The sequence below is a fragment of the Tsuneonella rigui genome, assembly GCF_003958625.1.
GTDB classification, from domain to species: Bacteria; Pseudomonadota; Alphaproteobacteria; order Sphingomonadales; family Sphingomonadaceae; genus Tsuneonella; species Tsuneonella rigui.
Genome location: NZ_RSEL01000024.1, coordinates 38,516 through 64,026, shown reverse-complemented (window position 1 = coordinate 64,026; position 25,511 = coordinate 38,516). Strand labels below are relative to the sequence as shown.

28 protein-coding genes, 1 tRNA gene and 1 pseudogene are annotated in these 25,511 nt (G+C 68.2%); 15 read left to right on the top strand and 15 right to left on the bottom strand.

The window, feature by feature from the left end; translation table 11 throughout:
- Positions 1-73 precede the first annotated feature (73 nt).
- The 7 genes from trpA to ELY12_RS10265 form a co-directional block, all read right to left on the bottom strand.
- The gene (gene trpA / locus ELY12_RS10295; RefSeq protein ID WP_126176619.1) at positions 74-856 is read right to left on the bottom strand and encodes a tryptophan synthase subunit alpha; all 783 of its coding nucleotides are present in this window, start codon (positions 854-856) and stop codon (positions 74-76) included.
- On the bottom strand, positions 853-2,064 hold the full coding sequence (gene trpB, locus ELY12_RS10290; RefSeq protein ID WP_126176618.1) for a tryptophan synthase subunit beta: 1,212 nt from the start codon (positions 2,062-2,064) through the stop codon (positions 853-855). Before trpB ends, trpA begins: the two co-directional genes overlap by 4 nt.
- A gap of 43 nt (positions 2,065-2,107) precedes the next feature.
- A complete protein-coding gene (locus ELY12_RS10285) occupies positions 2,108-2,743 on the bottom strand; it encodes a phosphoribosylanthranilate isomerase (protein WP_126176617.1) in 636 nt (211 codons plus the stop codon).
- Positions 2,744-2,747: 4 nt separating this feature from the next.
- Positions 2,748-3,422 carry an orotidine-5'-phosphate decarboxylase gene (gene pyrF / locus ELY12_RS10280; RefSeq protein WP_126176616.1) on the bottom strand — a complete coding sequence of 225 codons (675 nt, stop codon included), beginning with the start codon at positions 3,420-3,422 and terminating at the stop codon, positions 2,748-2,750.
- Positions 3,419-3,769: a DUF1049 domain-containing protein gene (locus tag ELY12_RS10275; RefSeq protein ID WP_126176615.1), complete on the bottom strand. Its 351-nt coding sequence runs from the start codon at positions 3,767-3,769 to the stop codon at positions 3,419-3,421. The genes pyrF and ELY12_RS10275 overlap by 4 nt, the downstream gene beginning before the upstream one ends.
- A gap of 64 nt (positions 3,770-3,833) precedes the next feature.
- The gene (gene purB / locus ELY12_RS10270) at positions 3,834-5,147 is read right to left on the bottom strand and encodes an adenylosuccinate lyase (protein WP_126176614.1); all 1,314 of its coding nucleotides are present in this window, start codon (positions 5,145-5,147) and stop codon (positions 3,834-3,836) included.
- A 32-nt stretch (positions 5,148-5,179) separates the two neighbouring features.
- Positions 5,180-7,096, bottom strand: coding sequence for an acyltransferase family protein (locus ELY12_RS10265; protein ID WP_126176613.1), 1,917 nt, complete (start codon positions 7,094-7,096; stop codon positions 5,180-5,182).
- Positions 7,097-7,160: 64 nt separating this feature from the next.
- Here ELY12_RS10265 and ELY12_RS10260 point away from each other — a divergent pair, with 64 nt between their 5' ends.
- On the top strand, positions 7,161-7,541 hold the full coding sequence (locus ELY12_RS10260) for a DUF1801 domain-containing protein (RefSeq protein ID WP_126176612.1): 381 nt from the start codon (positions 7,161-7,163) through the stop codon (positions 7,539-7,541).
- A gap of 9 nt (positions 7,542-7,550) precedes the next feature.
- Here the strand turns inward: ELY12_RS10260 and radC are convergent, their stop codons facing one another.
- A complete protein-coding gene (gene radC, locus ELY12_RS10255; RefSeq protein WP_126176611.1) occupies positions 7,551-8,255 on the bottom strand; it encodes a RadC family protein in 705 nt (234 codons plus the stop codon).
- A gap of 70 nt (positions 8,256-8,325) precedes the next feature.
- Here radC and ELY12_RS10250 point away from each other — a divergent pair, with 70 nt between their 5' ends.
- The 9 genes from ELY12_RS10250 (at position 8,326) to ELY12_RS10210 (ending at position 15,454) form a co-directional block, all read left to right on the top strand.
- Positions 8,326-11,544, top strand: a complete 3,219-nt coding sequence (locus tag ELY12_RS10250) for an intermembrane phospholipid transport YdbH family protein (RefSeq protein ID WP_126176610.1) — start codon at positions 8,326-8,328, stop codon at positions 11,542-11,544.
- A gap of 47 nt (positions 11,545-11,591) precedes the next feature.
- Positions 11,592-11,798, top strand: a complete 207-nt coding sequence (locus ELY12_RS10245; protein ID WP_126176609.1) for a YnbE family lipoprotein — start codon at positions 11,592-11,594, stop codon at positions 11,796-11,798.
- The gene (locus ELY12_RS10240) at positions 11,798-12,208 is read left to right on the top strand and encodes a YdbL family probable chaperone protein (protein ID WP_126176608.1); all 411 of its coding nucleotides are present in this window, start codon (positions 11,798-11,800) and stop codon (positions 12,206-12,208) included. Before ELY12_RS10245 ends, ELY12_RS10240 begins: the two co-directional genes overlap by 1 nt.
- 125 nt (positions 12,209-12,333) lie before the next feature.
- Entirely contained in the window at positions 12,334-12,642 is a 309-nt protein-coding gene (locus ELY12_RS10235; RefSeq protein WP_126176607.1) for an AtpZ/AtpI family protein, read from the top strand.
- Between the two features lie 43 nt (positions 12,643-12,685).
- Positions 12,686-13,438 carry a F0F1 ATP synthase subunit A gene (locus ELY12_RS10230; RefSeq protein WP_126176710.1) on the top strand — a complete coding sequence of 251 codons (753 nt, stop codon included), beginning with the start codon at positions 12,686-12,688 and terminating at the stop codon, positions 13,436-13,438.
- 33 nt (positions 13,439-13,471) lie between these two features.
- The gene (locus tag ELY12_RS10225; protein ID WP_126176606.1) at positions 13,472-13,699 is read left to right on the top strand and encodes an ATP synthase subunit c family protein; all 228 of its coding nucleotides are present in this window, start codon (positions 13,472-13,474) and stop codon (positions 13,697-13,699) included.
- Positions 13,700-13,764: 65 nt separating this feature from the next.
- Positions 13,765-14,259, top strand: a complete 495-nt coding sequence (locus tag ELY12_RS10220) for a F0F1 ATP synthase subunit B family protein (RefSeq protein ID WP_126176605.1) — start codon at positions 13,765-13,767, stop codon at positions 14,257-14,259.
- Positions 14,252-14,782 carry a F0F1 ATP synthase subunit B family protein gene (locus ELY12_RS10215; RefSeq protein ID WP_241229819.1) on the top strand — a complete coding sequence of 177 codons (531 nt, stop codon included), beginning with the start codon at positions 14,252-14,254 and terminating at the stop codon, positions 14,780-14,782. The genes ELY12_RS10220 and ELY12_RS10215 overlap by 8 nt, the downstream gene beginning before the upstream one ends.
- A 60-nt stretch (positions 14,783-14,842) precedes the next feature.
- Complete coding sequence (locus ELY12_RS10210; protein WP_126176604.1) at positions 14,843-15,454, top strand: flavodoxin family protein; 612 nt, start codon at positions 14,843-14,845, stop codon at positions 15,452-15,454.
- Positions 15,455-15,457: 3 nt separating this feature from the next.
- Here ELY12_RS10210 and ELY12_RS10205 read toward each other — a convergent pair whose 3' ends face one another.
- The 7 genes from ELY12_RS10205 to aroA form a co-directional block, all read right to left on the bottom strand.
- Positions 15,458-16,432, bottom strand: coding sequence for an NADPH:quinone oxidoreductase family protein (locus ELY12_RS10205; RefSeq protein ID WP_126176603.1), 975 nt, complete (start codon positions 16,430-16,432; stop codon positions 15,458-15,460).
- Complete coding sequence (locus ELY12_RS10200) at positions 16,432-16,758, bottom strand: DOPA 4,5-dioxygenase family protein (protein WP_126176602.1); 327 nt, start codon at positions 16,756-16,758, stop codon at positions 16,432-16,434. The genes ELY12_RS10205 and ELY12_RS10200 overlap by 1 nt, the downstream gene beginning before the upstream one ends.
- Positions 16,759-16,761: 3 nt before the next feature.
- Positions 16,762-17,517 (bottom strand): hydroxyacylglutathione hydrolase, encoded by a 756-nt coding sequence (gloB, locus tag ELY12_RS10195; protein WP_126176601.1) that lies wholly within the window; start codon positions 17,515-17,517, stop codon positions 16,762-16,764.
- A gap of 173 nt (positions 17,518-17,690) precedes the next feature.
- Entirely contained in the window at positions 17,691-19,418 is a 1,728-nt protein-coding gene (gene rpsA, locus ELY12_RS10190) for a 30S ribosomal protein S1 (protein WP_126176600.1), read from the bottom strand.
- A 391-nt stretch (positions 19,419-19,809) separates the two neighbouring features.
- Positions 19,810-20,433, bottom strand: a complete 624-nt coding sequence (locus ELY12_RS10185; RefSeq protein WP_126176599.1) for a (d)CMP kinase — start codon at positions 20,431-20,433, stop codon at positions 19,810-19,812.
- The gene (locus tag ELY12_RS10180) at positions 20,430-20,684 is read right to left on the bottom strand and encodes a CBU_0592 family membrane protein (protein ID WP_126176598.1); all 255 of its coding nucleotides are present in this window, start codon (positions 20,682-20,684) and stop codon (positions 20,430-20,432) included. Before ELY12_RS10180 ends, ELY12_RS10185 begins: the two co-directional genes overlap by 4 nt.
- Positions 20,681-22,012: a 3-phosphoshikimate 1-carboxyvinyltransferase gene (aroA, locus tag ELY12_RS10175; protein WP_126176597.1), complete on the bottom strand. Its 1,332-nt coding sequence runs from the start codon at positions 22,010-22,012 to the stop codon at positions 20,681-20,683. The genes ELY12_RS10180 and aroA overlap by 4 nt, the downstream gene beginning before the upstream one ends.
- A gap of 132 nt (positions 22,013-22,144) precedes the next feature.
- Here aroA and ELY12_RS10170 point away from each other — a divergent pair, with 132 nt between their 5' ends.
- From ELY12_RS10170 to rimM, 5 genes and pseudogenes are all read left to right on the top strand, one after another.
- A complete protein-coding gene (locus tag ELY12_RS10170; protein ID WP_126176596.1) occupies positions 22,145-22,468 on the top strand; it encodes a TIGR02300 family protein in 324 nt (107 codons plus the stop codon).
- Positions 22,469-22,552: 84 nt separating this feature from the next.
- Positions 22,553-22,628: transfer RNA gene (locus ELY12_RS10165), tRNA-Ala, on the top strand.
- 254 nt (positions 22,629-22,882) lie between these two features.
- Positions 22,883-24,355 (top strand): signal recognition particle protein, encoded by a 1,473-nt coding sequence (gene ffh, locus ELY12_RS10160; RefSeq protein WP_126176595.1) that lies wholly within the window; start codon positions 22,883-22,885, stop codon positions 24,353-24,355.
- A 33-nt stretch (positions 24,356-24,388) separates the two neighbouring features.
- Positions 24,389-24,841: pseudogene (gene rpsP, locus ELY12_RS10155) on the top strand (30S ribosomal protein S16); the annotation flags it as partial.
- 171 nt (positions 24,842-25,012) lie between these two features.
- Entirely contained in the window at positions 25,013-25,495 is a 483-nt protein-coding gene (gene rimM, locus ELY12_RS10150) for a ribosome maturation factor RimM (protein WP_126176593.1), read from the top strand.
- Positions 25,496-25,511: the final 16 nt, after the last annotated feature.

Here is a 25,511-nt window from a genome sequence, read left to right as displayed (position 1 = left end):
GGGACCCATCTCGTGCCGTTGCGGACGATGCGAAGACCGGAGATGGGTTCCCGCTTTCGCGGGAATGAAGGGGTTAAGCAAGCTGGCGGGCGTTATGCACCGCCTCGGCTAGCGAAGCGGTCAGCTTTGCCAAGTGTTCCGGCGCGTCGAGTTTGTCGCACAGCTCGACGAGCGCCGAGCCGACCACCACGCCGTCCGCCACCTTGGCGATCGCGCCGGCCTGCTTGGGGGTGCGCACTCCGAAGCCGACCGCGACAGGTAGCTCGGTTGCGCCCTTGAGGCGGGCGACCGCGCTCTCGATCGAGGCGGTGGCGGCCTGCTGCAGCCCGGTGATTCCGGCGACCGAGACGTAGTAGACGAAGCCAGACGAGCCTTCGAGCACCGCCGGCAGCCGCGCGGTATCGGTGGTCGGCGTGGCGAGGCGGATGAGGTCGATGCCATTCTCGCGCAGCGCGGGGCCGAGCGCGTCGTCCTCCTCGGGCGGGATGTCGACGCAGATCACCCCGTCGACCCCGCAGGCGGCGGCCTCGGCCGCGAACCACTCGGGCCCGCGGCGAATCATCGGATTGGCATAGCCCATAAGCACCAGCGGTACGTCGGGGTGCCGATCGCGAAATTCATTGGCAATCAGCAGCACGTCGCGCGTGGTCGTGCCCGCGCCGAGGCTGCGCAAATTCGCCGCCTGGATCGCAGGCCCGTCGGCCATCGGATCGGTGAACGGCATGCCGAGCTCGATGACATCCGCGCCGCCCGCGACCAACGCGTCGAGATTGGCGGCAGTGTCGCCGTCACCTGCGGTGATAAAGCATACGAGCGCAGGGCGGCCCTTGGAAAAGGCGGTCGACAGGCGACTCACATCGCCACCCCGAGATGCTCGGCCACCGTGAAGATGTCCTTGTCCCCGCGTCCGCACAGGTTGGCTAGGATGATCGCGTCACGTTCCATCTCCTTTGCGCGCTTGGCGACTGCGGCGATGGCGTGGCTGGGTTCGAGGGCGGCGATGATGCCCTCGGTGCGGCAGAGGAGCTGGAAGGCGTCCAGCGCCTCGTCGTCGGTGACCGAGGTGTATTCGACACGGCCGGTGTCCTTGAGCCAGGCGTGCTCGGGGCCGATGCCGGGGTAGTCGAGGCCGGCGCTGATCGAGTGCGCCTCGGCGATCTGGCCGTCCTCGTCCTGCAGCAGGTAGGTCTTGTTGCCGTGGAGCACGCCGGGGAAGCCGCCTGCCAGCGACGCGGCGTGCTGCTTGTCGAGCCCGTGCCCCGCCGCCTCGACGCCGAGCATCTTGACGCTGGCATCGTCGAGGAACGGATGGAACAGCCCGATCGCGTTGCTGCCACCGCCGATCGCGGCGACCAACAGGTCAGGCAGGCGGCCGGTGCGCTCCATCAGCTGAGCGCGCGCTTCTTTGCCGATCACCGACTGGAAATCGCGCACCAGCTCCGGATAAGGGTGCGGGCCAGCGGCGGTGCCGATGATGTAGAACGTGTCCTCGACGTGCGCGACCCAGTGGCGCAGCGCCTCGTTCATCGCGTCCTTGAGCGTCGCCGCGCCGCTGGTGACCGGGACCACCTCGGCGCCCAGCAGCTTCATGCGGAACACGTTGGGCTGCTGGCGAGCCACATCGGTGGCGCCCATGAAGATCGTGCAGGGCAGGCCGAACCGCGCGCAGACGGTTGCGGTGGCGACGCCGTGCTGGCCCGCGCCGGTCTCCGCGATGATCTTCCGCTTGCCCATCCGGATCGCGAGCAGGATCTGGCCGATGCAGTTGTTGATCTTGTGCGCGCCGGTGTGGTTGAGCTCGTCGCGCTTGAACCAAACCTGCGCGCCGCCGAGCGCCTCGGTCAGCCGCTCGGCGAAATAAAGCGGGCTGGGGCGGCCGACGTAGTGCGCCATCAGGTCGTCGAACTGCGCCTGGAACGCCGGGTCCGCCTGCGCCGCGCGGTAGGCGGTTTCCAGCTCCAGAATCAGTGGCATCAGCGTCTCGGCGACGTAGCGGCCGCCGTAGTCGCCGAAGTGCCCGCGCTCGTCGGGCATGTTGCGGTAGGAATTGGGGGAACTGGCCATCGTTTGTCCCTTGGCCTCGCCCTCGCGCTAAGTCGAGACTCGATTACGCCGCCCTCGCCGCCTCGATGAACGCGCGGATGCGGCCCGCGTCCTTCACCCCCGGCGCGCTTTCGAGGCCGCTGGAGGCATCGACCAGCTGCGCGCCGGTGACCCGGATCGCCTCGGCGACGTTGTCGGGGGCCAGGCCCCCGGCAAGGCCCCACGGCAGCTCGTGCTTGAAATTGACCAGCAGGTTCCAGTCGAGCGCGAGGCCGTTGCCGCCCGGCAGCACGCCGGGCGCGGCATCGTAGAGCACGCGGTCGGCCGCGCCGCGATAGCGCAGCGTATCGGTCAGTGTCGCCGCGCTGCGCACGCCCACCGCCTTCCACAGCTCGTGCGGTACCGCGCGTTTGAGCAGGCCGAGCCATTCGGGCGTCTCGCCGCCGTGGAACTGCACTACATCGGGCTTCACTGCGTCGACCGCCTGTGCGGTCGGCAGCGGCTGTTCGTTGACCAGCAGCAGCACCACCTTGGTCCGCACCGGCACCCGCGCGCGCAGCTTCGCTGCCTGGTCGAGCGTGACGTGACGCGGTGACGGGGCATAGTGGACGAGGCCGATGTAATCGGCGCCCGCATCTACCGCGGCGTCGACCGCTTCCGGCGTGTTGCAGCCGCATACTTTCACCAGCGTGCGGGCCATGGCGCTAGAGCGTCGCCTCGACCGTGCGGGCGGCGGCGACCGGGTCTTCGGCACGGCTGATCGGGCGGCCCACCACAAGCACGCTCGCGCCGTCGTCCCGCGCCTGGCGCGGAGAAACGACGCGCTTTTGGTCGCCGGTGGTCTGGTCGGGCAGGCGCAGGCCGGGGACGACGAAAAAACCGTCCTTCCACTGGTCGTGCACCGCCTTCACCTCGCGGCCCGAGCAGACGATGCCGTCGAGGCCCGCGGTGTGCGCCAGTTCGGCGAGGCGCAGCACCTGGTCGTGCGCGCCGCCGGTCACGCCGGTGCGCTGGAGATCGCGCTCGTCGAGGCTGGTGAGCATGGTGACCGCGACCACCTTGGTGCCGTTGGCGGCGGCCGCTTTCGCGTCTTCCATCATCGCGCGACCACCCGAGGCGTGGACGGTGACGATCGTCGGTTCGAGCACGTGGATCGCCTGCATCGCGCCGGCAACGGTGTTGGGAATGTCGTGCAGCTTCAGGTCGAGGAAAATCGGCAGGCCGACCCGCGCGATTTCATGCACCCCGTGGTGGCCGTGCGCGCAGAAGAATTCGAGTCCGAGCTTGAGGCCGCCGACGTGCGCCTTGACTTTGCTCGCCAGCGCCTTGGCATCCTCCAGCCGCGGCAAGTCGAGCGCGAGGTAAACCGGGTTGGTCATCGCAGGATGTCGTCGCGCGCCACCGGAGCGCCATCGACCGGCTCGGGCGCGAGCGGCTCGGCGGGCGCGGGGGTGGTAACTGGTACCGGGACCGGCGTGACCGCCTGCGTCCGCGCCGCGTTCTCGAGCGTGGTGATGCGCCGCTGCAGCCGCCACTTGCTGCCGCGATGGACCAGCCACATCGGCACCAGGCCGAGCAGGAAGGCGATCAGCACCAGCGCCGGAATCTTGGTTTCCAGCACGAGGTTGTCCCAGATCTGCACCTCGACCGGGCGCCAGTTGAAGAAGCTGAACGCGAGCAGGAGCACGAGCAGCGCGACCCAGACGATGGTGCGGACGATCTGCATCGGCTTGCTCTCCTGTTGTGCTGATTTCGCTTAGGCAAGATGCCCGGCGAAGGGAAGGGCGGGCCTAACCGCCGAACACGCGGGCGAAAATCGTGTCGACTTGGGCGAAGTGATAATCGAGGTCGAACTTGTCCTCGATCTGTACGGGCGAGAGTGCGGCGGTGACTTCGGGATCGGCCTTGAGCAGGTCGAGCAGCGATAGCGCGCCGTCGGATTCCCACACCTTCATCGCGTTGCGCTGGACGAGGCGATAGGCATCCTCGCGGCTCACTCCGGCCTGGGTCAGCGCCAGCAACACCCGCTGCGAGTGAACCAGCCCGCCCATCCGATCGAGGTTCTTTTGCATCCGCTCGGGGTAGACGAGCAGCTTGTCGATCACCCCGGTCAGCCGCGCGAGCGCGAAGTCGAGCGTGATCGTCGCGTCGGGGCCTATGAAGCGTTCGACCGAGGAGTGGCTGATGTCCCGCTCGTGCCACAGCGCGACGTTCTCCATTGCCGGCACCACCGCGCTGCGCACCATTCGGGCGAGGCCGGTGAGGTTTTCGGTGAGAACCGGATTGCGCTTGTGCGGCATGGCCGAGCTGCCCTTTTGCCCGGGCGAGAAGTATTCCTCCGCTTCCAGCACCTCGGTCCGCTGGAGGTGGCGAACCTCTATTGCCAGCCGCTCGATCGAACTGGCGATCACCCCGAGCACCGCGAAGAACATCGCGTGCCGGTCGCGCGGGATCACTTGCGTGCTGATCGGCTCGATCGCCAGGCCGAGCTTCTCGGCCACATGCGCCTCGACCGCCGGATCGACATTGGCGAAGGTGCCGACCGCGCCGCTGATCGCCGCGGTGGCAATTTCCGCCCGTGCCGCCACCAGCCGATCGCGGCAGCGAGCGAACTCGGCATAAGCCTGCGCTAGCTTGAGCCCGAAGGTCACCGGTTCGGCATGGATGCCGTGGCTGCGGCCGATGGTGGGCGTGTACTTGTGCTCCTCCGCCCGGCGCTTGAGCGCGGCGAGCAGCTGGTCGAGGTCTTCGAGCAGGATGTCGCTCGCCCGGGCGAGCTGCACCGACAGCGTGGTATCGAGCACGTCCGAGCTGGTCATGCCCTGGTGCATGAAGCGCGCCTCGTCACCCACCTGCTCGGCCACCCAGGTGAGGAAGGCGATCACGTCGTGCTTAGTCACCGCTTCGATCGCATCGATCGCGGCGACGTCGATCGCCGGGTTCGTGTCCCACCAGGCCCACAGCGCCTTGGCCGCGCTTTCGGGCACCACGCCCAGCTCGCCGAGCTTCTCGGTCGCGTGCGCCTCGATCTCGAACCAGATGCGATAGCGCGCCTCCGCCTCCCAGATCGCGGTCATGGCGGGGCGGGCGTAGCGGGGGACCATTGTTCGACTCCGGGTGGGCGGTGCGGGTGCGGCTAGGGGCGGGGCGGCGCGAAGGCAAGGGAGGCGACCCGTGCCGCGATGCGCCGGCCTGGGGACAGCGCGACGTGGGTCTCGTCGCTGTAGACCAGCTTGCCATGGGCCACGATCGGGCAGACCTGAGGGCCGCACAGCACGTCGGCGGGATCGAGGAAGACGACGCGCGGGTGGCGGGCGGCGAACTCGGCCAGCACGCGATTGACCGCGTTGCCTTCGCCGTCCGCGCGCTCGATCTCGGTGGGACAGGCGGCGTTGAGATACGTTTGGCAACGGAGCCAGCCATCCTTCATCGCCGGCGCGCTGCCGGGACGGGCGCCTGGAACGTGGCCGATGATGACGATGCGGATGTCGTCGGGGATGCGGGCGATCGCTTGCTCGAGGCCAGCCTCGAAGCGGCTCCGCGCACCTTCGCTGGGTAAGTCGCCGTCGAGAGTGCCAGCCGTGTCCCACAGCATGCGATCCCATATGTGCGCGAACACCACGACGCGGACCGGACGGTGATCGGCCATCTTGGTGAAGCGGTCGATCAGAGTGCGGCAGCGGGCGGGGTCGGGGTCGTCGAGCGGTATGTCGCTGATACCGGGCAGCGACAGGCACGCATCGCCGCTGACCAGCGCACCGTCTCCGAAGCGTTCGGAGAACGCGCGGTAGTACTGCCGCGCGTGGCTGTCGCCGTAGAGCACGAACGGGAGAGCGCCGGAGCCCGGCGGAATGACAACCTGGTCGATATCGTCCCCGGCGAAGCGGCCCCCTAGGCTGCGCTCGAAAGCAGCCTCGCGTGGCCGCAGTCGCTCGGTTGCGATGGCGGTGCCAAGCGCGGCGAACAGCGCCAAGCCGGCTACCGAGAAGCCGAAAAGCGCCCTGCGGCCCTTCAGCAATTCGCGCCGCCGGATCGGGCGTTCGATCAGCCGGTAGGACAGCCACCCCAGCAACGCGCTCGTGACTATCAATGTAACAATCGCCAGCGCCGGGAGCGGGCCGAACCAGACATATCGCGCGAACGCGAGCAGCGGGACGTGCCACAGGTAAGTGCCGTAGGAAATAAGCCCGAGACCGACGAGCGGCGGGATCCCCAGCACGCGCGCGACTGCGTTCGATCGCCCCGAGAGCAGGACCAGCATCGTGCCGCCGACCGGCAGCAGCATGAGCGGGCCGGGGTCCAGCGTGTGCCTGTCGATAACGCTGAACCCTGCTGCGAGCAGCGCCAAGCCCAACCACGCCGCAGCGGAGGCGCGCGTCACCAATGGCGGCACCAGTGCACACAGCGCTCCCGCCATCAGCTCCCACAGCCTCGTCGGCAGCAGGAAGAACGCCCACTCCGGATGCCGCCCCACGAGCCACAGGGCGCCCGCGAAGCTCGCCGCCAGTAGCGCCACTATCACGCCCAAGGCGAACCGGCGGTTAAAGCGCCAGCACAGTGCGAGCATGAGCGGGAAGAGGAGGTAGAACTGCTCCTCCACTCCCAGGCTCCACGTATGCAGTAAAGGCTGTGCGGACGCCGGGGTGTTGAAGTAGTTCGAACGCAGCGCGTACCACACGTTGGGTGCGAACAGCGCGGTGGCGCCAAGGCTGCGGCCAAAGTGGCGGTAGTCCTCGGCCGTCATCACGCTCCACGCGGCGACCGCGCACACCGCAAGCACCGCCAGCAGCGCGGGGACGATCCGCCGGGCGCGTCGCTCGTAGAAGTGGGCGAAGCGAATGCCACCGTCGGCCATGTCGCGCGTGAGGATTCCGGTGATCAGGTAGCCGCTGATGACGAAGAACACGTCGACGCCGACGAACCCGCCGCCGAACCCCGGGACGCCCGCGTGGAACAGCACCACCGGGACGATCGCGACGGCGCGCAGGCCGTCGATCTCCGGCCGGTAGCCCGGCGCAGGCATTGTCCCGGTCGTCCCCCGATTGCCCTCCATGGCTTGCGGCTAAGCAGCGCACGCGGCATTGGCAATGGTGCCAGCCGCCAGCGGAGTTCACGCCATGTCAGACGCGTCCGACGAGATCGAAGCCCGCATCGCCGATCTGCAGGGCTGGCGCGGTAAGACGCTGGCCGCCGCGCGCCGGGCCGTCCTCGCCGCCGACGACGGGATCGTCGAGACGGTCAAATGGCGCAAGCCGAGCAACCCCGCCGGCGTGCCCGTGTGGGAGAAGGGCGGCGTGCTGTGCACGGGCGAAGTGTACAAGGACAAGGTCAAGCTGACTTTCGCGAAGGGCGCGGCGCTCGACGATCCGAAGAAACTGTTCAACTCCAGCCTAGAGGGTAACACCCGCCGGGCGATCGACTTTTTCGAGGGCGATGACGTCAACGCCGCGGCGCTGACCGCCCTGGTGCGCGAGGCGATCGCAGCGAATGCTGGTTAGCACTGGGGGCTAGATCAGCCCCTTCGCCTTCAGGCTCACGTGGCCTTCGCGACCGACGATCACGTGATCGTGGACGACGATACCGAGCAGCCGGCCGGCCTCGGCGATGCGGCGGGTGATGTCGATGTCGGCGCGGCTCGGCTCCGGGTTGCCGCTCGGGTGGTTGTGCACCAGGATCAGCGCGGTCGCACCGACATCCAGCGCCTTCCGCACCACTTCGCGCGGGTGGATCGCCGCCTCGTCGACCGAACCGTCGCCGACGTGGTGGTCGACGATCATGCGGTTGCGGGTGTCGAGATAGAGCACGCGTACCCGCTCGACCGTCAGGTGCGCCATGTCGATCGTCAGGTAATCGAGCAGCGCCTGCCAACTGCCGAGTACCGGTTTGGTCTGCACTTCGCCGCGTGCCATTCGGCGGGCCGCCAGGGCGACCGCCTTCAGCGCGGCCGCGCCGGTCTCGCCCATGCCGGCGACCTGCTGGAGCGCGCCGGACTCTGCATTCAGCACGGCGTTGAGCGAGCCGAACCGCGCGAGCAGCGCCTTCGCCAGCGGCTTGGTGTCACCGCGAGGGTTGGCGGCGAACAGCAGGTATTCGAGCACCTCGTAATCGGCAAGTGCCTCGGCCCCGCCGGTGAGCAGGCGTTGCCGCAACCGCGCCCGATGCCCCGTCGCATGGCCGGCTGCGCCCGGCGCTTGCGCTTCAACTGATGGCAACTTTTCCCCCGCGCACGCGTTGTTGCCCGACGCATTGCCTTTGGTGGGCCGTGCGCGCAAGTGGGGGTCGATGACGAGCGCGGACAGCGACGTTGACCAGACAGTGATCGTCAGCGAGCCCCGACGCCGCCGCGTCTGGCTGCGGGTGCTGCTTGGCGCGCTGCTGGTTCTGGTGGTGGCGCTTGCCGCGGTGTGGCTCTCGCGCGAGCGGATCGCGGGCAACGTGATCGAAGGTCAGCTCGAAAAGTACGACATCCCCGCGACTTACAAGATCGCGCACGTCGGCGCTGACAAGCAGGTGCTGACCGACATTGTCGTCGGCGATCCCAGGGCGCCCGATCTGACGGTCGAGCGCGCCGAGGTAGCGATCAAGTACCGCTTCGGCACGCCGACGCTCGGGCGCGTCACCCTCGTCCGTCCGCGGCTGTTCGGCACGCTCCGCGGGGGAAAGATCAGCTTCGGCACGCTCGACAAGGCGCTGTTCCGCAAGACCGGCAAGCCGCCGGGCCTGCCCGAGTTCGATGTGCGCCTGATCGATGGCCGCGCGCTGATCGAGAGCGACTACGGCCCGCTTGGCGTCAAGGCCGAGGGCGTGGGGCAGATCAACGACGGGTTCTCGGGCGTCCTCGCGGTCGCGGCGCCGCAACTCGCTGGCGGCGGCTGCACCGCCAACGGCGCATCGCTCTACGGCAAGGTCAGCACGCGCGCCGGCAAGGCGACCGTCGATGGCCCGCTGCGCCTCGTAAAGCTCTCGTGCCCAACGCAAGGCTTGGCGCTGAGCAACGCCGCGCTGGCGATGAAGACGACGGTCGACGCCGACTTCAAGGGCGTCGACGTTCAGGGGCGGATCGAGACCGGTGCGCTTTCCGCAGCCGGCGCTCGCGCAAACGGCCTGACCGGTTCGCTCCGCGCGACCTGGCGGAACGATGCGCTGACCGCGCGCTACTCGCTGGCGGCACGGGGGCTGGCCCATCCGCAGGCGCAGGCCGCACTGCTGACTGCGGAAGGCACCGTGCGCGGCCGCAATGGGCTCGCCGCGCTGGAACTGCAGTCGGACATCGCCGGCAATGGCGTGCGCATGGGCGCGGGGCTCGACGGGGTGCTCGCCTCGGCCGCGCGGTCGGCGCAGGGCACCTTTGCCGCGCCGCTGATCGCCCAGGCTCGGGCGGCGCTGGCGCGCGAGGGGAGAGCGAGCACCTTCGCCGCGCAGCTCACCGCCCGCCGCGCCGAGGGGGCGACCAGCCTGATCATTCCGCAAGCAAACCTGCGCGGCGGTACCGGTGACACACTGCTCGCGCTCTCCCAGTTTCAGGTGAACGTCAGCGGCGATGGTGTGCCGCGCGTCTCCGGCAACCTCGCCACCGGCGGTTCGGGCCTGCCGCGCATCGTTGGCCGGATGGAGCGCGGGCCCGGCGGCGACGCAGTGTTGCGCTTGCGCATGGCGGAATATCGCAGCGGCGAAAGCGCGCTCGAAATCCCCGAGCTGGTGCTGGCGCAGGCCGAGAGCGGCGCGCTTGGTTTTTCCGGCCGGGCACGCGCGAGCGGGGCGCTTCCCGGTGGCTCGGCGCGCAACCTGGTGGTGCCGCTCAACGGCAGTTACTCGGCGCGCGGTGGCCTGTCGCTGTGGACCCGGTGCACGACGATCGGCTTCGACCGGCTGGCGGTCGCCTCGCTGACACTGGAGCGTCGCTCGCTCACGCTCTGTCCGGCGCGCGGTCAACCGATCGTGCGGCAGGATGGCCGCGGGCTGCGGATTGCGGCGGGCGCACCGTCACTCGATCTGTCGGGCCGCCTCGCATCGACGCCCATCCGGCTGCGCAGCGGGCCAGTGGGCTTCGCGTATCCCGGCGCGTTGAGCGCGCGCGCGGTTGATGTCAGCCTTGGCCCGCCGGCGACAGCGAGTACCTTCCGCATCTCCAACCTCACCGCCACCTTCGGCCGCGACATCGCGGGCAAGTTCGATGGGGCGGACATCCGGCTGTTCGCGGTGCCGATGAACCTCGAGAACACCTCGGGCAACTGGCGCTACGCCGGAGGCGTGCTCAGCGTGAGCGACGGCGACTTCCGGCTGGTCGACCGCGAGGCGGTGCCGCGGTTCAATCCGCTGGTCGCCAACGGCGGTACGCTGACCCTGCGCGACAACCTGATCCGCGCCAACGCAACCCTGCGCGAGCCGACCAGCGGCCGCGAGGTGACCGACGTGGCGATCGTCCACAACCTCGGCAACGGAGTGGGCCATGCCGACCTGACCGTCGACGGCCTGCTGTTCGACGACCAGCTCCAGCCCGACACGCTGACCCCGCGCGCCAAGGGTGTGGTCGCGAATGTCGCCGGCACCGTGCGCGGCACCGGGCGGATCGACTGGAACGAGCGCGGCACCACCAGCCACGGCAGCTTCTCCAGCGACAACCTCGATTTCGCCGCCGCTTTCGGGCCGGTGAAGGGCGCGAGCGGCACGGTCGAATTCGTGGACCTCATCGGACTCACCACCGCGCCCAACCAGCGCATTCGCATCGCTTCGGTCAATCCCGGCATCGAGGTGACCGATGGCGAGGTAACGTTCTCGCTCCGCAACGGGCAGATCCTCGACGTCGGCGGGGCAACCTGGCCGTTCATGGGCGGCACGCTGACCTTGCGCGGCACCACCCTCAACCTCGGCACCAGCGAGGAGCGGCGCTACGTGTTCGAGATCGAGGGGCTGCAGGCGGCCGAGTTCGTACAGAAGATGGAACTGCCGAACATCTCCGCCACCGGCACGTTCGACGGCACGCTGCCGATCGTGTTCGACACCAGCGGAAACGGCCGGATCGAAGGCGGGCTGCTGATCGCCCGCCCGCCGGGCGGCAACATCTCGTATATCGGCGAGCTGACCCGCGAGGACCTCGGCACGATGGCCAACTTCGCCTTCGATGCGCTGCGTTCGCTGGACTACCAGCAGATGTCGGTCGCGATGGACGGCAACCTGACCGGCGAGATCGTCACCCGCGTGCGCTTCGACGGCGTAAAGCAAGGCGCGGGGGCCAAGCGCAACTTCATCACCAAGCGGTTCGAGAACCTGCCGATCCGCTTCAACATCAACATCCGCGCGCCGTTCTACAGCCTGATCACGTCGCTGAAGGCGATGTACGACCCCGCTTCGACCCGCGACCCGCGCGAAGTCGGCCTGCTCGACCGCGAGGGCAACGTGATCCGCCGTGAGGTGAATCCGGCACCGCCCGCGATCAAGCCCGACGATATCATTCCCGACAGCCCACCCGTTCAGACCTCGGAAAGCGAGAAAAAGCCATGATGTCTCCCGAATTGACCCGCGCCCGCGGGCTTGCGACACTCCCCGTCATGATGGGGAAGGCGCGCAATCTTCGATGGGCAAGGGCGCTGCCGCTGGCGGCGTTGGGGGTCACGATGCTGACCGGGTGCATCAGCGTGACCGCACCCGACAAGCCGATCGTGATCGAGCTTAACGTCAACATCCGGCAGGAAGTGATTTACCGGCTCGCCGCCGACGCGGAGAGCACGATCGACGAGAACGAGGACATCTTCTGATGAACAGGGTTTCGAAGCTTATCGCCGCCGCCGGCCTCGCCGGGCTGCTCGTGTCGGCGCCCGCGTTTGCCGAGCGCGATCCAGCGTACGAAGCTGCGCGCGCCGCCGGGCAGGTGGGCGAGAAGATGGACGGCTACCTCGGCGTCGTCAGCGGCGGTGGGAGCGCGCTGCAGGCGATCGTGTCCGACGTGAACATCAAGCGCCGCGCGCTCTATTCGCAGCGCGCGCTGGCCGCGATCCCGCCGGTTACGCTCGAAGAATACGCGCTCACCGCGGGCTGCATCGCGATTGCGCGCACCCAGCCGGGGGAGAAGTATCAGGCGCCCGACGGCAGCTGGCAGACCCGCACGAGCGCGCCTCCGCTGCGCGACAGCCGCTGCCCCGCGCGTGAGGCACGCATCGCTCAATAAAGGCACCTTCGCGGCGTCCCCGCTGCGGTTGACTCGGGGCTAGGGCACCCCTAAGGGCGGCGCGTCCGCGGCCGGCTTGCCTGGCTGCGCTTCCCTTTGACCCTTGTGCGAGGCTGACGCTCTTCGTGGCGAACGATCCCGAAAACGCACCCGTTGGACAAGACCCGCAGATCGATTCGCTCGAGCAGCGGATCGGTGCCGCGCGCCGTGCCGAGGACCAGCGCCTGGCGCAGGAACATGCGCCGATGCGCGATGGCCGCAGCGCCGGCATCCAGATTGCCTCGACCATGCTCGGCTATCCGCTGGGCGGGATCGTCATCGGCTGGGTGCTCGACAAGGTGTTCGACACCCTGCCGTGGATCACCATCTGCTTGATGTTCCTCGCTTTCGCCGGGGCGTGCATGCACGTCGTCCGCATCAACAAGAACCGCTAGAACAGCAGGGATACCAGTGGCCGCTCCCGCCAAGATCGACCCGATGCACCAGTTCCAGATCGCTCCCGTGGGCGGGGGCGAACTGGTGTCATCGCCGTTCGCGTTCACCAATTCCGCGCTGTGGATGCTGATCGTCCTCGCGGTGATCCTGGTGTTCATGTGGGGCGGCACCAAGCGCGCGCTCGTGCCCGGCCGCTGGCAAGCCTCGGTCGAGCTGCTGACCGGCTTCCTCGACAACATCACCCGTGCCAACATCGGCCCCGAAGGGCGCCGCTACCTGCCGTGGGTGTTTACCGCATTCGTGTTCATCCTCGCGGCCAACTGGATCGGCGCGATGCCATTCGGCATCATCCCCGGTGCGCACCCGTTCACCGTCACCAGCCAGTTCACCGTCACCGGCGTGATGAGCCTGATCTCGTTCGCGATCGTGCTCGGGGTGGGCTTCTGGAAGCACGGCCTGCACTTCTTCAGCCTGTTCGTGCCCAAGGGCACGCCGTTCGTCCTGAAGCTGCTGATCGCCCCAATCGAGTTCATCTCGTTCATGGTGCGTCCGTTCAGCCTCGGCTTGCGGCCGTTCGTGGCGATGTTCGCCGGGCACATCCTGCTCGAGGTGTTCGGCAACTTCGTCGTCCAGGGTCTCAACGCCGGCACCTTCGGTGGCGGCGCGATCGCGCTGCTGTGCTTCGTGTTCGTCGCGTTCGTTTCAGCGCTGGAACTGCTGGTCGGCGCGATCCAGGCTTTCGTGTTCGCTCTTCTGACTGCGCTGTACATCAACGACGCGGTCAATCTTCACTGATCTTTCAAGCTAAAACCAATCGGAGTTAAGACAATGGAACTCGCTTCTGCTCAGGTTATCGGTGCCGGTATCGCGGCCATCGGCGTCGGCGCTGCCGCTGCCGGCGTGGGCTTCGTGTTCGGTTCGTTCCTGCAGGGCGCGCTGCGCAACCCGGCTGCCGCCGGTGGCCAGACCGCGACCCTCTACATCGGCTTCGCCGCCGCCGAGCTGCTCGGCCTGATGGCGTTCGCCGTGGCGATGATCATCCTCTACGCGCGCTGATCGGGTTCGCCCGGCGGCGTGAGCTTGCCGGGCACCTCTTTCGGCTTCACGTGTAAGGCGGACCAATGCCACAGCTAGCTCAGCTCGCTCTCGTCTATCAGTCGCAGTGGTTCTGGCTGCTGCTGACCCTTGGTGCGATCTACTTCATCGCCGGGCGCGGCATCGTGCCCAAGGTGGAGGCGACCGTCGACGCGCGCGATGCGCAGATCGCCAAGGACCTCGCCGAAGCCGAGCGCCTGCGGGCCGAGGCCGACGCGGCCGAGGAAGGCTGGCGGGCCAAGATCAATGCGGTCCACGCCGATGCCGCCGCGCAGGCGGCTGACGCGAAAGCCAAGGCGACCGCCGATGCGGACAAGCGCATCGCCAAAGCGAGCGCCGAGCTGGCCGCCAAGACCGCGGCATCCGAAGCCGAGCTCGACGCGGCGCGCACGAGCGCGCTGGCGGAGATCGAGGCGGTGGCCGCCGAGGCCGCGCAGGACATCGTCGCTCGCCTGACCGGCGCCAAAGTCACCGACGCGGCCGCGCGCAAGGCCGTCGCAGGAGCCATGAGTCGTGCTTGAGTTCCTCGCCGCTGCCGCTCACGAAGGGGCGGAACACGCCGAGCCGACCGCGTTCGGCATCGCTCCGGGCGGCTATGTCGCGCTGGCGATGACCGTCGTGATCCTGATCATGCTGTGGGCCGGCGTGCCGCGGATTATCGCGGGCATGCTCGACCAGCGGATCGCCGGCATCCGCCAGCAGCTCGACGAAGCCAAGGCGCTGCGCGCCGAAGCCGAAGCGCTGCGCGACGAGTACGCCCGCAAGGCTGCCGCTGCCGAAGGCGACATCGAAGCGATGCGCGCCTCTGCCGAACGCAATGCCGCCGAGATCGTCGAGAAAGCCAAGGCCGATGCCGCCGCGATGATCGCGCGTCACCAGTCGGCCGCCGCCGAAAAGATCGCCGCCGCCGAGCGCGGTGCGGTCGCCGAGCTGCGCGCCAAGGCCGCCTCGGCCGCCGCCACCGCGGCGCGCCAGCTGATCGCCGACAAGCACGGCGAGGACGCCGACCGCAAGCTCGCCGACCAGATCATCTCCGGCATTTAACTTTCTCGGAACATTGACGCGAAGTCGCGCGCTTGTCCGGTGAACTGCCGGAGAAGCCGAGTGACCGTCACTGCCATCGAGATTAATTGCACCCTCAAGAAGAGTAGCGGCGAGCCGAGCTCGACCGACGCGATGCTCGATGTGCTGGCCAAGCACTTCAAGGATGCCGGCGTGGAGATCGCCGAGCGACTGCGGATCGCGGACTACAACGTGCTGCCGGGCGTGACCTCGGACGAGGGCGAGGGCGACGACTGGCCCAAGCTGCGCGAGAAGATCCTCGCCCACGACATCCTGATCCTCGGCGGTCCCATCTGGATGGGCCAGATCGGCTCAATCGCCAAGCGCGTGCTCGAGCGAATGGACGCATTCCTCAGCGAGACCGACGACAAGGGGCGAATGCCCAGCTTCTCCAAGGTCGCGGTCGCGGCGATCGTCGGCAACGAGGACGGCGCGCACTGGTCGACCTCGCAGCTGTTCCAGATGCTCAACGACGTGGGTTGGACCATCCCTGCCACCGCCGCCTGCTATTGGGTGGGCGAGGCGATGGGCGACACCGATTTCAAGGACTTGCCCAAGACGCCGAAGAAGGTCGAGGAGACCGCCAAAATGGTTGCCAGCAACGCAGCACACCTGGCGGGGTTGTTGAAGGGCAAGGCTTACCCAGGGACGTAGTGCTCAGGGCTGGAAGACCAGCTTTCCGACCAGCTCCCCGTTCGCCATCGCGTCGAAGCCTTCCCGCCAGCGGGAAAGCGTCAACACGCGGTCGATGACCGGCTTGATCGATCCCTCGCTCGCCAGCCGCGCCACCTCGCCCGCGATGCGCGCGCCGCGATCGGGGAAGCGGCGAGCGTATTCGCCCGCGCGGACGCCGACGATCGAGAAGCCCTTGATCAGCGGAATGTTGGCCGCGATCTCCGGTATCCGCCCGGCGACAAAGCCCACCACCAGCAGCTTGCCGCCGAAGGCGACACAGCGGGTGCTCTCGTCGAACACGTCGCCGCCGATGGGGTCGTAGACGAGATCGCACAGTGCGCTCCCGGTCAGGTCGGCGACTTCTTCGCGGAAACGGCCGTGGTTGAGGATCACCGCTTCGGGCGACACGGCGGCGCGGATGCGGTCCGTCTTCGCCGCGTCGTGGGTTGCGGCAATCACCTTCGCACCGAGGGCTCGGGCGAGATCGCAGGCCGCCAGGCCAACTCCGCCGCTGGCGCCGTGGACCAGGACCCTCTGACCCGCCTGCAGACCGCCGAGCTCGACCAGCGCGGTGTACGCCGTCGTGTAGGCCGCGCCGAGTGAGGCCGCTGCCGTCCAGTCGAGACCCTCCGGCACGCGCCGCAGCGAGCGGGCGGGGCACGAGGCGAGTTCGGCAAAGGCGCCGGTCTTGGCGCCGCCCATCACCCGGTCCCCTGGTGAGAAGCCACTGTCTGCGTCGGCTTCGATCACCTCACCGGCCAGCTCCATGCCGGCGGTGAAGGGTACCGCGGGTTTGAACTGGTAGCCGCCTTTGGTCATCAGCAGGTCGGGGAAGTTGAGCGAGGCGGCGCGCACGCGCACCAGCACCTCGCCGGCCGCACGCTCGGGCTCGGGCAATTCGATCAGGCGCACGCCGGACAGGTCGTCCGACAGCGCCTCGACCCGCAGCGCCTGCATCAGCCGAAGATCGAGAGGTCGAGCGGTTCGGAGGTGCCGAACCAGATCACGTACTGGGTGTGGTCGGCAAGATCGTCGCCGCTGAGCCCGTGGGCGAACACCGTCAGCCCCTCGCGCCCTTCCGAGGCCCAGGCGGCAAACTGGGCGAACTGCTCGGGGCGAAGCGAGAGCTGCACCGAACCGCGCGGGTGCGGGCCGACCGGCGCGGTGTGGAAGTGACCGACCGGGCAGCCGAACGCTGCCTGGGCGGCCTCGGCGACGGCGCGGGCGTGCCCGACCTCGTGCGGGTCGAAATAGAGGTGCGCGTGGTAGCCGCGGATCGCCACGGCTTAGAAGTTGTCCTTGGCGGCGCGCAGGGCCGCGAACGTCTCGTGCGGCGCCGACCCACCCCAGCGGCCGCGGAGGTCATCGTTGTCGGCGCGCAGGAAGGGGTTTGTGGCAAGCTCGCGTTCGAGCTTGGTCGGCACCGTCGGTTCGCTGCGCGCGCGGCGCTCGTCGATCTCGGCGACGTAGCTCTGTAGCTCGGCGTTGTCGGGATCGGCGTGGAGCGCGAACTCGGCGTTCGACTGGGTGTATTCGTGCGCGCAGTAGAGCATCGTTTCGGGCGGCAGCGCCTTGATCCGCTCGAGGCTGGCCCAGAACTGGTCGGGCGTGCCCTCGAACATCCGCCCGCAGCCCAGCGCGAACACGCTGTCGCCGACGAACGCCACGCCGTCTTCGGCAAGGTGGTAAGCGATGTGGCCGTTGGTGTGTCCGCCGACGTCGAACACCCGTGCCACGTGATCGCCCAGGGTAACCGTCTCGGCGTCCGCGATCACCCGGTCGAGCGGTCCGATCCGCTCCACCTCTTGCGGGCCGATGATCGTGCAGCCGGTCGCCGCCTTGATCGCCGCGTTCCCGCCGGCGTGGTCGGGGTGCCAGTGGGTGTTCCAGATCTGGGTGATCTGCCAGCCGTTGCCCGCCGCTTCGCGCAGGTAGGCGTCGGCATCGGGGGTGTCGATGCAGGTGGTTTCCTTGCTCACCGGGTCGTGGACCAGGAAGCCGTAGTTGTCCGACAGGCAGGGGAACTGGTGGATTTCGAGCATGGGGGAGAGGTAGGCGCTCTTACCCAAGTAGGAAAGGCCCGCCTGCTCGGGTGAGCGGGCGGGCCTTTCTCTAGTCGTCATCCCAGCGGAGGCTGGGATCTCGTTGGTCTAACGCCGAGCTAGACGGCACGAGGTCCCAGCCTACGCTGGGACGACGCTCATTTCGCCAAGGCTTACTGCTTGGCCTTCAGCGCTTCGCCGAGGATGTCGCCCAGCGACGCACCCGAATCCGACGAACCGTACTGCTCGACCGCCTGCTTCTCTTCGGCGATCTGGCGCGCCTTGACCGAGAAGTTGGGCTTCTTCGAACGGTCGAAGCCGATCACCATCGCGTCGAGCTTGGCGCCGACCTGGAAGCGGTCGGGGCGCTGCTCGTCGCGGTCGCGGCCGAGATCGCTGCGCTTGATGAAGCCCGTGGCGCCGTCGTCGCCGACCTGCACTTCGAGGCCGCCGTCGCGCACTTCGAGCACGGTGACGGTGACGACGTCGTTCTTCTTGACCGAGCCGGCCGCGCCGCCCGCGGCAGCCGCGCCGCCAGCGGCGGGCGCGCCCTTCTCGAGCTGCTTCATGCCGAGGCTGATGCGCTCCTTCTCGACATCGACGTCGAGCACGACGGCCTTGACCTCTTCACCCTTGCGGTGAAGCGCCAGCGCGTCCTCGCCCGAGATGCCCCAGGCGATGTCCGACATGTGGACCATGCCGTCGACGTCGCCGGGCAGGCCGATGAACAGGCCGAACTCGGTCGCGTTCTTGACTTCGCCTTCGACGATCGAGCCGACCGGATACTTCTCGGCGAAATCGTCCCACGGGTTGCCCTGTGCCTGCTTGAGGCCGAGGCTGATGCGGCGCTTGTCGCTGTCGACCTCAAGCACCACGACGTCGACTTCCTGCGAGGTCGAGACGATCTTGCCGGGGTGGACATTCTTCTTGGTCCAGCTCATTTCCGAAACGTGGACCAGGCCTTCGATGCCCGGCTCGATCTCGACGAAGGCGCCGTATTCGGTGATGTTGGTCACCACGCCCTTCATCTTCATGCCGACCGGATACTTGGCGGCGACGCCGTCCCACGGATCGCTCTCGAGCTGCTTCATGCCGAGGCTGATGCGCTGCGTATCGGGATTGATGCGGACGATCTGCACCTTCACCGTGTCGCCGATGTTGATCACTTCCGACGGGTGGTTGACCCGCTTGTAGCTCATGTCGGTGACGTGGAGCAGGCCGTCGATGCCGCCGAGGTCGACGAACGCACCGTAGTCGGTGATGTTCTTGACCACGCCGTCCATGACCTGGCCTTCGGTCAGCTTGTCGATCAGCTCGCTGCGCTGTTCGGCGCGGGTCTCTTCGAGGACCGCGCGGCGCGAGACGACGATGTTGCCGCGGCGGCGGTCCATCTTCAGGATCTGGAACGGCTGCGGCATGTCCATCAGCGGGCCGACGTCGCGCACCGGGCGGATATCGACCTGGCTGCCGGGGAGGAAGGCCACGGCGCCGTCGAGGTCGACGGTGAAGCCGCCCTTGACGCGGCCGAAGATGCGGCCGTCGACGCGCTTGCCTTCGCCGAATTCGCTTTCGAGCTTGTCCCACGCGGCTTCGCGGCGGGCGCGGTCGCGGCTGAGCATCGCTTCGCCATCGGAGTTCTCGACGCGGTCGACAAACACTTCGACTTCGCTGCCGACGGTAAGGCCGTGCGAGCCGTCTTCGCCTTCGCCGCGGGCAAATTCCTTGAGCGCGACGCGCCCTTCGCTCTTCAGGCCGACGTCGATCACGGCCATGCCGTTCTCGATCGCGGTCACGGTGCCCTTGACGACGCGGCCTTCGAAGCCTTCTTCGCCGGCGCCGCCGAGTTGTTCGTTGAGCAGCGCCTCGAAATCGGCGCGGGTGGGATTGGCAGTCGATGCCATAGGATCAGGATTCCTGTTCACGTTTGCTACCGGCCACCGGTTTTACCGGGGTCTTTCCCGCCGACCGCGCACCATTGCGCGCCCATCCGGGGCAAGAGGGCCGTTTCCTCGCGCAGCCCCATGCCGTGCGAAGGTCCTGTCGAGCAGAGCTGTTCGGGACGGGCGCGCACTTAGTCGCGAACGCCCGCGAAAGCAAGGAGAAGCGGCGGAGGTGTCACACCGACCGGGGGTGTTTTTTGAAACTCGCGGAATGCCGTGTAGCATCCGTAAATGGACGCCAACGCGGTGTAACCCTTGTCACCTTCCGGAATCGGCGGCGCGGGTGAGTGTCACGGCAGATCATCGCCACGTTATGCGACTGCGGCCCGGTGTAGGAAAATCGTTTCCCCGCTCAGCCGCGCCGGGCGGTTTCGACGGCCTCGATTGCCGCGGCGATCGCCTGTTCGCGGGTGAGGGCGGAGGTGTCGATCACGAACGCCCCCTCGGCCACGCGCAACGGGGCATCGGCGCGATTGGAATCGCGTTCGTCGCGCCGGCGGATGTCATCGGCGATATCCGCGAGGGTGACCGCCTTGCCGCTCGCCACCATCTCCTTCCACCGGCGCTCGGCGCGCGCGTCGACCGTCGCGGTGACGAACAGCTTCACCTCGGCGTCCGGTGCGATGACGGTGGCGATGTCGCGCCCGTCGAGCACCGCGCCGCCGGCCTGCGTCGCGAAGGCGCGCTGGCGCTGGTAGAGCGCCTGGCGCACCGCGGGATGGACCGACACCCGGCTGGCGAGGCCGCCGGTCTCCTCGCTGCGCAGGTGCGGATCGAGCAGCAGCCCGTCGGGAAAGCTGGTCGCGGCAAGGGCATCGGCGGCATCGTCGGGATTGCCCCCGTCGAGGAACACCTGACGCCCGACTGCGCGGTACAGCAGTCCGGTGTCGAGGTGCGGCAGGCCGAAGTGCTCCGCAAGCGCGCGGGCGATCGTGCCCTTGCCGCTGGCGGTGGGGCCGTCGACAGCGACGATCATCGCGCGGCCTTCCGCTGGCGCAGCGCCTTGCCGATCCCGTAGAGCGCGATCGCCGCCCAAAAGCCTTCGAGCACCAGGCTCGGCAGGTTGGTGTGCACCAGCAGCGACACGGTCAGCAGCGCCGCGCCCGCGAGGTTGGTGCCGTGGAGCACGAACGGGTTGGGGTCCGACTTGAAGGTCAGGTAGGCGTACGCGGCAATGATGCACGCCATGCCGGCGAAGCCGACCAACGTGTAGATGTCGAGGGTCATTGAGTGGCCTGGTCGAGGAGGGTGGTGAATGCCGGAAAGCTGGTCGCGATCGGGCGGGTGTCGTCGATGTCGATGCCGTCGCGGCTAACGAGCCCGGCGATGGCCATGCTCATCGCGATGCGGTGATCGAGGTGGGTCTTGACGCGGGCATTCGAGGTGCCGCGCAATGGTTCGCCGGCACTGCCGTCGATGATCAGGCCGTCGGGCGTTTCCTCGACCCGCGCGCCCGCGGCGGTGAGCGCGGCGGCCATCGCGGAGAGGCGGTCGCTTTCCTTGACCCGCAGCTCATCGAGCCCGCGGGTGACGGTTCGGCCGTTCGCCAGGGCGGCGGCGACGAACAGGATCGGGAACTCGTCGATCATGCTGGGGGCGAGAGCGGGGTCGACCTCGATCCCGGTGAGGGGCGCATGGCGGACTCGCAGGTCGGCGACCGGCTCGCCGCCCACCTCGCGCGGGTCCAGCTCCTCAATGGTCGCGCCCATCCGGCGCAGCACGTCGATCAGGCCGGCGCGCGTGGGGTTGAGGCCGACGTTCTCGATCGTGAGGTCGCTGCCCTCGATCAGGGTAGCGGCGACGATGAAGAACGCGGCCGAACTCGGATCGCCCGGCACCTCGATCGTCTGAGGGCGCAGGTCCGCCTCGCCGCGCACGCGGATGACGCGCTCGCCGCCGACTTCCTCGACGGTCAGCTCGGCGCCGAAGCCGCGCAACATGCGCTCGGAGTGATCGCGGGTGGCGACCGGCTCGACCACCGTGGTGATCCCGGCGGTGTTAAGCCCCGCCAGCAGCACCGCGCTCTTAACCTGCGCGCTGGCGACGGGGAGGCGGTATTCGATCGGCACCGGCACGCTCGCGCCGGTCATCATGAGAGGCAGCGTGCCGCCTGGCGAGGGCGTGAAGCTGGCGCCGATGCGCGACAGCGGTTCGATCACGCGGCCCATCGGCCGCTTCGACAGGCTGGCGTCGCCAGTGAACGCGGCGGTGATCGCGTGGCTGGCGAGGAGGCCCATCAGCAGGCGGGTGGAAGTGCCCGAATTGCCCATCTCCAGCGCCGCGTGCGGTTGCAGCAGCCCGCCGACCCCGACGCCGTGGATACGCCATTCGTCGCCACGCTTCTCGACCTGCGCGCCCATCGCGCGCATCGCCGCGGCGGTCGCCATCACGTCCTCGCCCTCGAGCAGGCCGGTGACACGCGTCTCGCCAATCGCGAGCGCGCCGAGCATCACCGCGCGGTGGCTGATCGACTTGTCGCCGGGCACGCGCAGGGTGCCGCGCAAGGGGCCGGCGGGTGCGAACGTGCGGGGGGAGGGGGCGCCGGTCTCGGTCAAAGCGCGCGGCTTTTGACAGCGCCTATGCCCTGTGGCAAGGCGCGCCCGCTCTTGATTCCGGTGCGCCGGTTACCCATCAAGTCTCCCATATTTTCGCCTGTCGGCACCCGGCGGGCCCATCGAGGAATAGCAATGGTCAAGCCTGAGTGGGGCACCAAGCGTCAGTGCCCCAAGTGCGGTGAGCGCTTCTACGATCTGGGCAAGGAAGATCCTGTGAGCTGCATCGAGTGCGGCGAGCAGTGGACGCCCGAGCCGGTGCTGAAGTCTAAGCAGCCGATCCCATTCGAAGAAGCCAAGAAGGCCGAAGCCGAGCCCGATAGCGATCTGGGCGGCGACGATCTGGAAGACATCGACGTCGACGACGACGAGGATTCGCCGGACAACGACGTCGATCTTGGCGGCGACGACGATCTCGGCGTGGCGACCGGCGGCGACGAGGATGCCGACGACAGCTAATTGACGCTTGCCAAGCGCGGGCCTCGTCCATAAAGGGCGCGGCCTGCCGGCTCCTCCCAGGGGTTGGCAGCATAGCAGTGGTACGGGGCCTTAGCTCAGCTGGGAGAGCGCCTGCATGGCATGCAGGAGGTCAGCGGTTCGATCCCGCTAGGCTCCACCATTGCACCGTCTTTTGGCCCGGGCTGGGCTGCAAATGGCGGATACGAGCGCTTCCGGTGCTCACGGACATTTAGTCCGCTGCGCGCCGGGTCACTCGCCTCCACCATTTTCGCCTGCAGCCCAAGCCAAAATCCGGCGCAATGGCCGAGCATATTCAAGTCGGTTTCCTCTTGGACTCCGCACGCTGGCCGACGAGGTTTCGTCCGCCGGCGTTTTTCGCATTTGGCAGGGTTACTGCCGGTTTTGAGGTAGCGCATGTTCGACAATCTGTCCGATCGCCTCGGCAACGTGTTCGACCGCCTGCGCGGGCGTGGCGCGCTGAGCGAGACGGACGTGCGCGAGGCGATGCGCGAGGTGCGCGTCGCGCTGCTCGAGGCCGACGTCGCGCTGCCGGTCGCCCGCCGATTCATCGATGCGGTGACCGAGAAGGCCGTCGGCCACGACGTGCTGCGTTCGGTCACGCCCGGTCAGCAGGTCGTCAAGATCGTCCATGACGAGCTGGTCGAGATGCTCGGCGGCGGTGACGGTGCGGTTGCCGAAGACCTGAACCTCAACGCCCGCCCGCCGGTCGTGGTGATGATGGTCGGCCTGCAGGGCTCGGGTAAGACGACCACCACCGCCAAGCTCGCCAAGTATCTGCGCGAAAAGCACGGCAGGAAGGCCCTGATGGCGTCGCTCGACGTCGCGCGGCCCGCGGCGCAGGAACAGCTCGCGGTGCTCGGCACCCAGGTCGAGGTGGCGACGCTGCCGATCGTGCAGGGCCAGCAGCCGGTCGACATCGCCCGCCGCGCGCTGGAAAGCGCGAAGCTGCAGGCGATCGACGTGCTGCTGCTCGATACCGCCGGCCGCCTGCACGTCGACCAGGCGCTGATGGACGAGATGAAGGCGGTCGCTAGCGTCTCGTCCCCGACCGAAGTGCTGCTGGTGGTCGATTCGCTCACCGGCCAGGACGCGGTCAATGTCGCGCAGTCGTTCTCGGGCGAGGTGCCGCTCACCGGCGTGATCCTCACCCGGATGGACGGCGACGCCCGCGGCGGCGCGGCCCTGTCGATGCGGCACGTCACCGGCAAGCCGATCAAGTTCGCCGGCACGGGCGAAAAGCTCGACGCGCTCGAAGCCTTCCACCCCGGTCGCGTCGCCGACCGCATCCTCGGCATGGGCGACGTCGTCAGCCTGGTCGAGCGCGCCGCGCAGACGATCAAGGAGGAAGACGCCGAGGCGCTCGCCAAGCGCATGGCGAAGGGTCAGTTCGATCTGAACGACCTGCGCATGCAATTGAAGCAAATGCAGAACATGGGCGGCCTCGGCATGCTCGCCGGGATGATGCCGGGCATGAAGAAGGCCAAGCAGGCGATGGCCCAGTCGGGCGTCGACGACAAAGTGCTCACGCACATGGATGCGATCATCGGCTCGATGACGCCGAAGGAGCGCGAGCGGCCCGAGCTGATGAACGCCAAGCGCAAGAAGCGCGTAGCGGCGGGCGCGGGCCTCGACGTGCAGGACGTCAACAAGCTGCTCAAGATGCACCAGGAAATGGCCCGCGCGATGAAGCAGATCCGCAAGATGGGCGGGTTCAAGGGCCTCGCAGCGGCGTTCGGCAAGGGCGGCCTCGGCGGTGCGCTTGGCGGCATGGGCGGCATGGGCGGCGGCGGATCAGCTCCGCCTGCGCTGCCCGGCCTTGGCGGCGGAATGCCGGGCAACCTCGCGGATTTGATGAAAAAGAAGTGATTTCAGTACAGTATTTCAGAAAGGTGAAGTGAAATGGCAGTTGCAATTCGTCTGTCGCGCGGTGGCGCGAAGAAGCGTCCGTATTACCGGATCGTCGTGTCGGACAGCCGCTCGGCGCGCGATGGCAAGTACCTGGAGCAGATCGGGACCTACAACCCGCTGCTCGCCAAGGACGACGAGAACCGCGTGAAGATCGACGCCGACCGTGCGAAGCACTGGCTGTCGGTCGGTGCGCAGCCGTCGGACCGTGTCGCCCGCTTCCTCGACGCCGCCGGCGTCCGTGAGCGTGCCGCGCGCAACAACCCCAAGAAGGGTGAGCCGGGCGAAGCCGCCAAGGAACGCGCTGAAGAGCGCGCCGCCAAGGCTGCCGAGGCCGAGGAAGCCGCTGCCGCTGCGGCCGCTGCTCCCGAGCCCGAGGTCGAAGAAACCGTGGCCGAGGAAGCTCCGGTTGCTGAGGAAGCGGCCGCTGAAGAGGCTCCGGCCGCCGAAGAAACCGCTGCCGAGGCTCCGGCCGAAGCGCCCGCCGACGAAGCCGCGCCGAGCAGCGATGCCCCGGCCGAAGGCGCCGTCGAGGTCGAGGAAGGCAGCACGCTGAAGGCGAGCTCGGAAGAGCCGGCCGAAGGCAGCGCCGAGAAGGCCGAGGGCTAAGCACCTCCAATGGACAAGCCCGTCACCCTGGCCGCCGTCGCCGGCGCGCATGGAGTGACGGGCGAAGTCCGCCTGAAGCTGTTCGGGGAAGGGGTCGATGCGCTGAAGCGTTACACCGCGTTCAACGACGGCGCACTGACGCTCAAGAAGATCCGCAGCGATCACAAGGGCGGGGCGATCGCCCGCTTTGCTGAAGTCACCGACCGCACCGCGGCCGAGAAGCTGCGCAGCACCGTGCTGACGGTCCCCCGCTCGGCCATGCCCGCGCTGGAAGAGGGCGAATACTACCACGCCGACCTGATCGACCTCGCGGCGGTAAGCCCCGCCGGCGAGCCGCTCGGCACGATCGTCGCCATCGAGAATTACGGCGCGGGCGATATTCTCGAGATCGAGCGGCCCGATCGGAGTCGTGCGATGGTGCCGATGACCGCCGAAGCGGTGCCCGAGTGGGACCACGCACGCGCGGTCGTCGATCCGGCGTTCCTCGCCTGAGCAGACGGGTAGCCCC

Excerpts from the sequence above, each read along its gene's own strand:
- trpB (WP_126176618.1), bottom strand. The coding sequence starts at position 2,064 with ATGGCCAGTTCCCCCAATTCCTACCGCAACATGCCCGACGAGCGCGGG.
- ELY12_RS10285 (WP_126176617.1), bottom strand. The coding sequence starts at position 2,743 with ATGGCCCGCACGCTGGTGAAAGTATGCGGCTGCAACACGCCGGAAGCG.
- pyrF (WP_126176616.1), bottom strand. The coding sequence starts at position 3,422 with ATGACCAACCCGGTTTACCTCGCGCTCGACTTGCCGCGGCTGGAGGAT.
- ELY12_RS10275 (WP_126176615.1), bottom strand. The coding sequence starts at position 3,769 with ATGCAGATCGTCCGCACCATCGTCTGGGTCGCGCTGCTCGTGCTCCTG.
- purB (WP_126176614.1), bottom strand. The coding sequence starts at position 5,147 with ATGGTCCCCCGCTACGCCCGCCCCGCCATGACCGCGATCTGGGAGGCG.
- ELY12_RS10265 (WP_126176613.1), bottom strand. The coding sequence starts at position 7,096 with ATGGAGGGCAATCGGGGGACGACCGGGACAATGCCTGCGCCGGGCTAC.
- ELY12_RS10260 (WP_126176612.1), top strand. The coding sequence starts at position 7,161 with ATGTCAGACGCGTCCGACGAGATCGAAGCCCGCATCGCCGATCTGCAG.
- ELY12_RS10250 (WP_126176610.1), top strand. The coding sequence starts at position 8,326 with ATGACGAGCGCGGACAGCGACGTTGACCAGACAGTGATCGTCAGCGAG.
- ELY12_RS10245 (WP_126176609.1), top strand. The coding sequence starts at position 11,592 with ATGATGGGGAAGGCGCGCAATCTTCGATGGGCAAGGGCGCTGCCGCTG.
- ELY12_RS10240 (WP_126176608.1), top strand. The coding sequence starts at position 11,798 with ATGAACAGGGTTTCGAAGCTTATCGCCGCCGCCGGCCTCGCCGGGCTG.
- ELY12_RS10230 (WP_126176710.1), top strand. The coding sequence starts at position 12,686 with ATGCACCAGTTCCAGATCGCTCCCGTGGGCGGGGGCGAACTGGTGTCA.
- ELY12_RS10225 (WP_126176606.1), top strand. The coding sequence starts at position 13,472 with ATGGAACTCGCTTCTGCTCAGGTTATCGGTGCCGGTATCGCGGCCATC.
- ELY12_RS10220 (WP_126176605.1), top strand. The coding sequence starts at position 13,765 with ATGCCACAGCTAGCTCAGCTCGCTCTCGTCTATCAGTCGCAGTGGTTC.
- ELY12_RS10205 (WP_126176603.1), bottom strand. The coding sequence starts at position 16,432 with ATGCAGGCGCTGCGGGTCGAGGCGCTGTCGGACGACCTGTCCGGCGTG.
- gloB (WP_126176601.1), bottom strand. The coding sequence starts at position 17,517 with ATGCTCGAAATCCACCAGTTCCCCTGCCTGTCGGACAACTACGGCTTC.
- rpsA (WP_126176600.1), bottom strand. The coding sequence starts at position 19,418 with ATGGCATCGACTGCCAATCCCACCCGCGCCGATTTCGAGGCGCTGCTC.
- ELY12_RS10185 (WP_126176599.1), bottom strand. The coding sequence starts at position 20,433 with ATGATCGTCGCTGTCGACGGCCCCACCGCCAGCGGCAAGGGCACGATC.
- ELY12_RS10180 (WP_126176598.1), bottom strand. The coding sequence starts at position 20,684 with ATGACCCTCGACATCTACACGTTGGTCGGCTTCGCCGGCATGGCGTGC.
- ELY12_RS10170 (WP_126176596.1), top strand. The coding sequence starts at position 22,145 with ATGGTCAAGCCTGAGTGGGGCACCAAGCGTCAGTGCCCCAAGTGCGGT.
- ffh (WP_126176595.1), top strand. The coding sequence starts at position 22,883 with ATGTTCGACAATCTGTCCGATCGCCTCGGCAACGTGTTCGACCGCCTG.
- rimM (WP_126176593.1), top strand. The coding sequence starts at position 25,013 with ATGGACAAGCCCGTCACCCTGGCCGCCGTCGCCGGCGCGCATGGAGTG.